We start from the raw sequence: 9,746 nt of genomic DNA on the forward strand, positions 1-9,746 counted from the left end.
GGGCTTTGATAGCGCGGGCAGGTCTTCGTAGCCAAAGAAATAAGGCACCACCCGAAAGCTCATGAGCAAGCCGCCTTTTTCCGGCGTGGTGCTCAGGCGTTCATAATCCTGCGCACTCAACGGCTGTATTTTTTCGGCGTCGCGATGACGGCTGAAAACCTCATGGCGCCACTGGTAAACCTCCCCCAGTTTTTCCTGGTAGGTGTAGTGGTGCTGGTTGTCGTTGTAATAGTCGTCAAACCGGTTGCCGCCCAGGTAGATGGCGTTCGAGCCTTCGTACCCCGTCTTCTGGCTGGTGCGCAGGTCGGTGTTCAGGAAGTAGGCCCAATCGCCCGGGACGAAATTGCCTGCGGCAACGCCTTCCACCATGCGCAGGACCTTGCCGGGCCGCTCTAGCTCCAGCGGGTCAAAATCGGCTTCAAAGCTCCACATGCGGCCGGGTTCCAGGTCAACCAGCGGCTCACCGTCGGCCAACAATCGCCGCGCCACAGTGTCTGCCCTGCGCGCATCACCTTTGACGCGGCGAAAATAATCCAGCGCACCCTGGGCAAAAACCACCTTGGTCGCGGCGTAGCAGCCTATCTCGTATTTGCCCTGCTCAAAAAACATGTCATTGAGGGCCCGATGCAGCGGGGTGCGGAGCCTGGGCGTGCCATGCACCCAGTAGCGGGAATTCCATCTGGCAGGGCCGCCCTCGGGCCAGCCCCATTCCAGCACCTCCGCCCAGATGACGGTGTTCTGGCGGATGCCCACATGATCGACCAGGGCCTGGACATCGCAGGCCTTTCCCCTGAATTCAGTCAAACGGCCTGGGTGCAACAAGGCCAGCAGGATTTCTTTTTTTGAGACTGTGCTGAGCTTGCGTGTTTTGCTGTTTTTCACGGGCACAAGCACCGTCTCGTCCTTGATGGCCAGCTCCGGGCGCTGCGCCAGCAACAGCGTGCTCACGGCCGCGCCCGAACCCAGCAGGGAATACGTCAGGGTCCCACGGGCACTGTCGAGCGTTTCCTGAACCAGCCGGGCCGGGATGCCGAGCGTCTGGAAGTAGCGAAACATGGCGGGGCTGAGCTGCGCCCGCTGCGACGGTGAACAGAAAAACTGCACACCATATGCACCGGCACCGGGCGCCTCCTGGGCTTGCGCAGGCACCGCATGGGCAGCCGCGAGCAGGAATGAAACCAGGCAGGAAGCAAGGGTACGGATTTGGCCCGCAGGGTATGCGGTCAAACAGGCTTTCTCATCACCATGCGACAACCCCGGTTTGAACCTGGCGCTTTCTGATTATTTCGCCACATATTCCGGGTGCTCAAGGTGTTCATCGGGCTGCTCTTTGGCAATGGTCTTGTTGGCGCCGGGGATCGCCTTGCGGGCAAACAGGGTGTACATGGTGGGCACCACAAACACGGTGAGCAAGGTGCCCAGCGACATGCCGCCCACAATCACCCAGCCGATCTGTGTGCGGCTTTCTGCGCCGGCCCCGTGGGCCAGGGCCAGGGGCAAGGCCCCCAGCACCATGGCGCCGGTCGTCATCATGATGGGGCGAAGGCGCTGCGAAGAAGCCTTGACCAGCGCGTCGATCATCTCCATGCCCTGCCCGCGCAACTGGTTGGTGAACTCCACAATCAGGATGCCGTGCTTGGTGATCAGCCCCACCAGGGTAATCAGCCCGATCTGCGAATAGACGTTGAGCGAACCGCCGCTCCACTTAAGCGCCAGCAACGCCCCGATCATGGACAAGGGCACCGACAGCATGATGACCAGGGGATCCACAAAACTTTCAAACTGCGCGGCGAGCACCAGGAAAATAAACACCAGCGCCAGCACAAACACGATGGCCAGCGCGCCTTGGGAGTTCTTGAATTCTCGGGAGGTGCCATTGAGGTCGGTGCTGTAGCCGGTCTTGAGCACCTTGGCCGCTGTAGCGTCCATGAAACGCAAGGCCTCGCCCAGGGAATAGTCACCGGACAGGCTCGCGGTAATGGACACCGAACGGCGCTGCCCGAAGTGGTTCAGTTCGCGGGGGGACACGCTTTCGCGCACCTTGACCAGCGCAGAGAGCGGAATCATGGCGTCGTTGCGGCCCCGCACATAAATGCGGTCAATGTCGTCCGGGGTGGTGCGGCCGCTGGCCGCGGTCTGCACGATCACGTCGTACTGCTCGGCATCGCGTTTGTAGCGCGTGACGTTGCGCCCGCCCAGCAGCGTCTCAATCGCCTTGGCCACCACTTCAACACTGACGCCCAGGTCGGCGGCCTTGTCGCGCTCAACCTCGATGCGCAGCTCCGGCTTGTTCAGGCGCAAGTCCACATCGGGCGACACAATGCCGGGATTTTTGGCGATCTCATCCAGTATCTGGCGAACCACGGTGTTGAGATTCTGGTAGCTGTCGGACGTCTGGATCACAAAATTGAGCGGCCGCTCGCGAAAGCCCTGGCCCAGCGAAGGCGGGGTGATGGGGAAAGCCGTCACGCCAGGCAGCGCATTGAATTTGGGCTGGAGTTCCCGCGCCATTTCGATGGTGGAGCGCTTGCGATCGTCCCAGTCGACCGTGCGGTAGACCACGCTGGCCTGCGCGACCGTCGGGTTGCCCACATTGGCAAAAATGCGGTCAAACTCCTTGAACGGCTCGCCCATTTTTTCGAGGGCCCTGRCATAGCGGTTGGTGTAGTCCAGCGTGGCGCCGTCGGGCGCATTGACGTTGGCCAGGATGACCCCGCGGTCTTCGATCGGGGACAGCTCCTGCTTCATGGACGGGAATACCAGTGCGATGGCCAGCGCACTGATCAGCATGACCGCAATGACAATCCAGCGCGCCTGCAGAACGAAACCTTTAAGCCGCTCGCCGGTGCCGGGACGCCCTGCCGAAGGTCCCGTCACTGGCACAACGGGCGTGTAGCGGGTGGTAACCACCCAGCGCAGGGCCGAACCGTAGCGGTCTGACGCCAGCGTCAGCACCTGTTCCATGAAGCGGTCGAAGCGGTTCGGCTTGGGATTGTGCTTGAGCAATTTCGTGCACATCATGGGGGTGAGGGTCAGGGCGACAAAACCCGACACCACCACCGCGCCGGCCAGCGCCAGGGCAAACTCGACAAAAAGGCGGCCCGTGCGCCCGGGTGTGAAAGCCAGAGGCGCATACACCGCCACGAGCGTCGCCGTCATRGTCACCACCGCAAAACCGATTTCCCGCGCACCCTTGATGCCGGCGGAAAACGGGTCCATGCCCTCCTCGATATGCCGGAAGATGTTCTCGAGCATCACGATCGCATCGTCCACCACCAGGCCGATAGCGAGCACCAGGGCCAACAGGGTAAGCGTATTGATGGTGAAGCCCGCCAGCGCCATCATGCCGAATGTTCCGATCAGGCTGACCGGAATGGTAATGATGGGGATGATGGAAGCGCGCAAGGTGCGCAAAAACACAAAAATGACCAGCGCCACCAGCACGATCGCCTCCGCGATGGTGCGGTAGACGTTCTTGACGGAACGGTCAATGAACACCGAGTTGTCGTTGGCGATGTCGATAAGGACATCCGGTGGGAGGTCGGCCTTGAGCTTGGGAAGAACCTCGCGCACGCCCGTGGACAAGTCCAGCGGATTGGCCGTGGCCTGGCGGATCACGCCGACTGCCACGGCAGACCGGCCATTGAGCCGCACCGCGGTGCGCTCGTCCGCGGCGCCCTCTTCCACACGGGCGACATCCTTGACCTTGACGGTGAACCCGTTCACGTTCTTGATGACGATTTCCCCGAACTGGGCCGGCCGGACCAGATCGGTCTGGGAGGTCACGCTGAACTCGCGCTGCTGGGATTCGATACGCCCGGCGGGCAGCTCAAGGTTGCTGCGGCGAATGGCGTCTTCCACATCCTGCGTGGTCAGCCGGTAAGAGGCGAGCCTGTCGGTGTCCAGCCATACCCGCATGGCGTATTTGCGTTCACCGAAGATACGGACATCCGCAACACCGGTCACGGTTTGCAGGCGGGGCTTGACGATGCGGTTGACGAGGTCGTTGATCTGCAGGGGTGTGAGCGACTCACTGGAAAAAGCGATCTGGATCACAGGGAAAGCATCGGCTTCGACCTTGGCGATGACCGGCTCCTCAATCGCCTGCGGCAGCCTGTTGCGAACACGCGAAGTCCTGTCGCGGACCTCTGCGGCGGCGGAATCCGCGTCCTTTTCGAGCCTGAAGCGCACGCTGATCTGCGCCTGGTCGGCCCGGCTGATGGAGGTGATCACGTCGACCGCATCAATGCCTGCGATGGAATCTTCGAGCGGCTTGGTCACCTGCGTTTCAATGACCTCCGCAGATGCGCCGGCATAACGCACGCTCACGGTCACCACGGGCTCATCAATTTTGGGGTATTCGCGCACCGCAAGGCGGTTGAAGCTCACCGCGCCCACAAGGACGATAAGCAGCGACAGCACGGTTGCAAAGACCGGGCGGCGTATGGAGACTTCAGCGAGTTGCATGAGCGGCGGTTACTTCACTGTTTTCACTGTGTACTTCGATCTTGAATCACGTCGGCACCGGCCGCACGTCACGCCGGATCGCGCAACGCCGGAGCCGCACGGCGCTCGGGTGCTGCCGCGCCTTTGGTGGGAACCAGCGCCGGTGCAGCCTCGGAAACCACCACGCCGCACGGGTTCGGGCCCGCCAGGGGAGCAGCCGCAACCGGCGCTTTGGAAGGTGCTGCCTCTGTTTTCGGCGCAACGGCTGCAGGTGCAGGTGCTGGTGCTGCAGAAGCCGCTTCGGTGCGTGGTGCGGCGGGCGCGGGCCGCTCTGCAGGGGCACGGCCGGAGCGCGCAGCCGCCAGGTCCACCACTGTGACCAGCGTTCCGTCGCGCTGGACGCGCTGCTGGCCCGTGGTGACCACCGTCTCGCCGGGTTCCAGCCCTTCGACTATTTCCACCTTGCCCGGTGTACGCAGCCCGACCTTCACTTCCACGCGTTTACTGGTCTTCGTCTGTTCATTGGGGCCATCAAGCAGTTTGATGACAAACTGCCTGCCCCCCTGCGGAATGATGGCCTCTTCGGGTATGACACGCGCACTTTCCCGCGAGCCAAAAACGGTATTGACGCGGGCAAACATGCCGGGCCTCAGCTGAAGCATCCGGTTATCAACACAGCCGCGAACGCCGACCGAACGCCCATTGGCGTCGATCAGGGGGTCGATGGCCTGGATTTGCGCCGTGTACTGGCGTCCCGGCAAGGCGTCAATATCCAGCGTGGCCGTCTGACCGCGTCTGACCTTGTTCTGGAACCGTTCGGGCAAGCGAAAATCAACAAAAATTGCTTCGATGTCTTCGATATTGACAATGTCGGCGCCGTCCTTGAGGTAGTCGCCCACATTGACCTGGCGAATACCAACGATGCCGTCAAACGGGGCGACAATTTTCAGGCGGGCGGCCGTGGCCTTGGCCAGGGACAGCTTGGCCTGTGCCACCTGCAGGTTGGCCGCGCTTTCATCCAGCGAGCGCTGGCTGATGAAGTTTTGTGCCACCAGCTCCTGGTTGCGCTTCTGGTTGGCCAGGGCGATGGAGAGTTCAGCCTGGCTTTGCTGCACCTGAGCCAGAGGCAACTGGTCATCAAACTGCACCAGAACCTGCCCTTTGCGCACGCGCTGGCCGTCGGTGAAATTAAGCTGGGTAATACGCCCACTGACCTCGGGGCGCAAAACCACGCCACGCCGCGAGCGCAGGCTGCCGACAGCTTGTGTACCGTCGGTGATCCTGGCCACCTCTACCTTGGCGGCTTCCACGGTCGGGGGCTTTCCACCGGCTGCGCCATTGCCGCCGGGCGCGGATGCCGCCGGTGCGGGCCCCGCTGCCGTGTCATTAGCCTTGGGTTTCTGCACCCACCAGGCAGCGCCCGAAGCCGCGGCGATACCCGCAATGGCGACCACCGTATAAATTACTTTTGAAGCCATGAAAGAAGTGGGGGAAGAATACTTGTTAGAAAACGAAACAAACTTCCAATGTAGCAGGACACGGGGGTAGGCGCACCGCTTTTGTAGGGGCGGCGTAGGGGCTCTTGGACAGCTTTACAACGGCTTTACGAAACAGCCCGAAAAAGCTGGCCGGCCATGATGCTATGTACGCTTATGGTGCGCTTATTTTAGGGTGCGCAACCCGTCTTGTTACAACCGGCCCAGTGCGCGTTCGACGCCTTTGTTGGCCAGGGCGTCGGCACGTTCGTTGCCCGGATCGCCAGCGTGGCCCTTGACCCAGCGCCAGTCGATTTTGTGCCCGCTGGAAACCACCAGGGCATCCAGGCGCTGCCAGAGGTCCACATTTTTGACGGGTGCCTTGGCGGCAGTGCGCCAGCCGCGGGCTTTCCAGCCGTGAATCCATTCGGTGATGCCTTTGCGCACGTATTCGCTGTCCAGGTAAAGCGTCACGCTGCAAGGCCGCTTCAGCGCAGCCAGCGCTTCAATGACAGCCGTCATTTCCATGCGGTTGTTGGTGGTGCCAAGTTCGCCGCCAAAGAGCTCTTTTTCGGTACCCCCCATGGCCAGCAATGCCCCCCAGCCTCCCGGGCCGGGATTTCCCTTGCATGCGCCATCGGTGTAGATCACGACGTGTTGTTGTGCTGGTGGCGTTGAGCCTGTGGGTGTGTCGGTCATGCGTTACAAGTGCTGCCGGGGACGCCAAGCGCACCCGGTGGTTAAAGAAAATCAGGCAGGCGGCTGCGAACGGGAGGAACGGGAGGAGCGGGAGACCGGCTCCCTGTTGGCAATTGCGGCAGGGGCAGTCGCCGTTGCCCTTCGCGCCTTCCAGGCGGGCTCCAGCAAACGAACTCCGCGGACACGCTTGACTGCCGCCACAAAATAGACAGCGCCAAAAATAGGCCACCAGCGCTCACCCGCCGCATCCATCCATTCGAACCGGTCCAGCCAGGCCTGACTTGTCAGCGCCGGCCGGTAGCAGCCAAAGCGCCCCGACTCTACCTCAAAGTCCAGCAACCTCAGCCAGTCGCGAAGGCGCCAGTAGCCGATGAACTCGCCTGTTTTGGGCAGGAACAGGTCGTCGTACCCCCAGCGCTGGTAAATATGGCCGCGGCGCTGGCGCAAACCCCACAAGCTGGTCGGATTGAAGCCGCTGATAACCACCCGTCCTTCAGGAACAAGCACGCGGCTCACCTCACGCAGGCTGGCGTGCGGATCCCTGCTGAGCTCCAGCGTATGCGGCAATACCACCAGGTCGAGGCTGTTCTCCGGAAATGGAATGGCGGCCGCGTCGGCTACAAGTGCGGCACGGGGGGAACTTGCGCCGGCGTGGCCGCTCGTATTCGTAGCCGAAGGGTTACCGGTTTGCGGCACCGGCGGCGGGGAGTCCAGCGCCAGCCATTTGTGCGGCATGCGGTTGGCTTGCAGGGCATCGAGTTCCGGCAGGCCCAATTGCAGCGCATGGTAGCCAAAAACATCKCTGACGGCCTGGTCGAAATGCGTGCGTTCCCAGTCCAGAAGATAGCCACCGGGAGGGGTCTTCAACCAGTCCGTCAAACCTATAATTTCAGAGCTCATCAAGAACTTTGTTCTAACCACTGTATGTATCTGATTCCCATCCCTGCCTTCGACGACAACTACCTCTGGTTGTTGCATGACGGCAAGCGCGCCCTGGTCGTGGACCCGGGAGATGCCGGGCCGGTGCAGCGCGCCCTGGAACAGCACGCATTGCAACTGGAGTCGATTCTAGTCACCCATCATCATGCAGACCACACGGGCGGCGTGGCGGCCCTGCGTGAAGCCTGGGGCGCCAAGGTTTACGGCCCGGCCACTGAATCCATACCCCAGCCCTACGCGCCGCTTGAAGGTGGCGACACCCTCACCGCCCTTGGCCTTGATTTCGAGGTGATCGACGTGCCCGGGCATACCRCAGGGCACATCGCTTTTTACACGCCCGAGGTCAACGCAAAGCCACTGCTGTTTTGCGGCGACACCCTGTTTTCCGGCGGCTGTGGCCGGCTGTTCGAAGGCACGCCGGCACAAATGCTGGCCTCGCTGGACAAACTGGCCGCATTGCCCGGCAACACCGTCGTCTGCTGTACCCACGAATACACCTTGAGCAACCTCCGCTTTGCCGTGGCTGTCGAGCCAGAAAATGCCGACCTGGCGGCCTACCAGGCGCAATGCATTGCACTGCGCGCCCAGGGAAAGCCGACCTTGCCGACATCCGTGGCCCAGGAATTGCTCATTAATCCCTTCTTGCGGACCCGCCAACCTACTATCATGACGGCTGCCCGGCACTTTGATGCGTCGGCCCGTGACGACACCACCGTATTTGCCGCCATCCGGCAGTGGAAAAACCAATTCAAATGACGCCACACGACCGAACCGCTGCCGCTTTCCCGTCTCCTGATTCCATCAACCTCCGTATTTTTTCACTGGCGTTTACGCTTGCCGCTGCACTGCTGGCGGGCTGCGCCACTCCGTCCCCGCCGGGCATGCCGGGCGACCCGGTTCTCACAACAGGGCCGGTCGCCAAACCTCAGGTACCGGGTGGTCCGCTTCAAGCCATCACTCCGGGTCAGGTTGGCTCGCACCAGATCGCCTCCACGGAGCCCCCGAAGGAACTATGGGACCGTATTCGCCGCGGCTTCGCCATGCCCGACCTGCAAAACGAGCTGGTGACGGATCGCGAGCAGTGGTACGCAAGCCGGCCGGACTATATCCAGCGCATGACCGAGCGTTCGAGCAAATACCTTTTTCACATTGTTGAAGAACTGGAGCGACGCCAGATGCCGACGGAACTGGCCCTGCTGCCGTTCATTGAAAGCGCCTTTAACCCGCAGGCCGTTTCCAGCGCCAAGGCCGCCGGCATGTGGCAGTTCATGCCGGCCACCGGCAAATACTTCGACCTGAAGCAGAACGCCTTTCGCGACGACCGGCGCGACGTGCTGGCGTCCACCCGTGCGGCGCTGGACTACCTGCAAAAACTGTATGGGATGTTCGGCGACTGGCACCTGGCGCTGGCTGCCTACAACTGGGGTGAAGGCAGCGTTGGTCGCGCCATCGCCAAAAACCAGAGGGCGGGCCTGGGCACCAGCTACACCGACCTGAATATGCCGGCGGAAACCCGGCTCTACGTGCCCAAGCTGCAGGCCGTCAAGAACATTGTGGCCAATCCGCAGGCCTTCCGTACCGAACTGCCGCTGATCGAGAACCATCCCTACTTCCAGCAGGTGCTGATCACACGCGACATCGACGTAGCCCTGGCAGCGCGCCTTGCCGACGTCAAGATTGAAGACTTCAAGGCACTGAACCCTTCGGCACACCGCCCCGTCATCATTGCGGCGGGAACGCCCCAGATCCTTCTGCCCTGGGATAACGCCACGGTGTTCCAGCGCAACTTCGAAGCCTATACCCAGGGGCAGTACGCCAGCTGGACCGCCTGGTCGGCCCCCAGCACCATGAACGCGGCCGAGGCGGCGCGGCGTACCGGCATGAGCGAAGCGGACTTGCGCAGCGTCAACAACATACCACCTCGCATGCTGATCAAGGCTGGCTCAACGCTGTTGGTGCCACGTTCGGCCAAGGTTGAAAACGACGTCACCAGCCACGTTGCAGACACCGCCCAGGTCTCATTCTCCCCGGAAGTCGTAACGCGCCGCACCACCGTCAAGGCCCGCAAGGGCGAGTCGGTCGCAACCATTGCCAAACGCTACGGCCTGAGCGCCGCCAGCGTCGCCGAATGGAACAAGGTCAGCACTTCCAGTGCCTTCAAGCTGGGCCAGCAAGTCGTGGTTTTCC

6 protein-coding genes and 1 pseudogene are annotated in these 9,746 nt (G+C 62.0%); 2 read left to right on the forward strand and 5 right to left on the reverse strand.

Features of this window, described 5'->3' with window-relative positions; genetic code table 11:
• The 5 genes and pseudogenes from AC1D0Z_RS11995 to AC1D0Z_RS12015 form a co-directional block, all read right to left on the reverse strand.
• Positions 1-1,227: pseudogene (locus AC1D0Z_RS11995) on the reverse strand (hypothetical protein); the annotation flags it as partial.
• 54 nt (positions 1,228-1,281) lie between these two features.
• Complete coding sequence (locus AC1D0Z_RS12000) at positions 1,282-4,467, reverse strand: efflux RND transporter permease subunit (protein ID WP_477658475.1); 3,186 nt, start codon at positions 4,465-4,467, stop codon at positions 1,282-1,284.
• Positions 4,468-4,535: 68 nt separating this feature from the next.
• Positions 4,536-5,924 carry an efflux RND transporter periplasmic adaptor subunit gene (locus AC1D0Z_RS12005; RefSeq protein ID WP_477658476.1) on the reverse strand — a complete coding sequence of 463 codons (1,389 nt, stop codon included), beginning with the start codon at positions 5,922-5,924 and terminating at the stop codon, positions 4,536-4,538.
• A gap of 210 nt (positions 5,925-6,134) precedes the next feature.
• Complete coding sequence (gene rnhA / locus AC1D0Z_RS12010) at positions 6,135-6,620, reverse strand: ribonuclease HI (protein ID WP_477658477.1); 486 nt, start codon at positions 6,618-6,620, stop codon at positions 6,135-6,137.
• Positions 6,621-6,671: 51 nt separating this feature from the next.
• Complete coding sequence (locus AC1D0Z_RS12015) at positions 6,672-7,520, reverse strand: class I SAM-dependent methyltransferase (protein WP_477658478.1); 849 nt, start codon at positions 7,518-7,520, stop codon at positions 6,672-6,674.
• A gap of 24 nt (positions 7,521-7,544) precedes the next feature.
• Here AC1D0Z_RS12015 and gloB point away from each other — a divergent pair, with 24 nt between their 5' ends.
• Both gloB and AC1D0Z_RS12025 read left to right on the forward strand, forming a co-directional pair.
• Positions 7,545-8,315 carry a hydroxyacylglutathione hydrolase gene (gloB, locus tag AC1D0Z_RS12020; RefSeq protein WP_477658479.1) on the forward strand — a complete coding sequence of 257 codons (771 nt, stop codon included), beginning with the start codon at positions 7,545-7,547 and terminating at the stop codon, positions 8,313-8,315.
• Positions 8,312-9,746: transglycosylase SLT domain-containing protein (locus AC1D0Z_RS12025; RefSeq protein WP_477658480.1), on the forward strand; the 1,435-nt coding region annotated here is incomplete at its 3' end. The genes gloB and AC1D0Z_RS12025, both read left to right, overlap by 4 nt.

Source organism: Polaromonas sp. P1_E3, assembly GCF_056405935.1.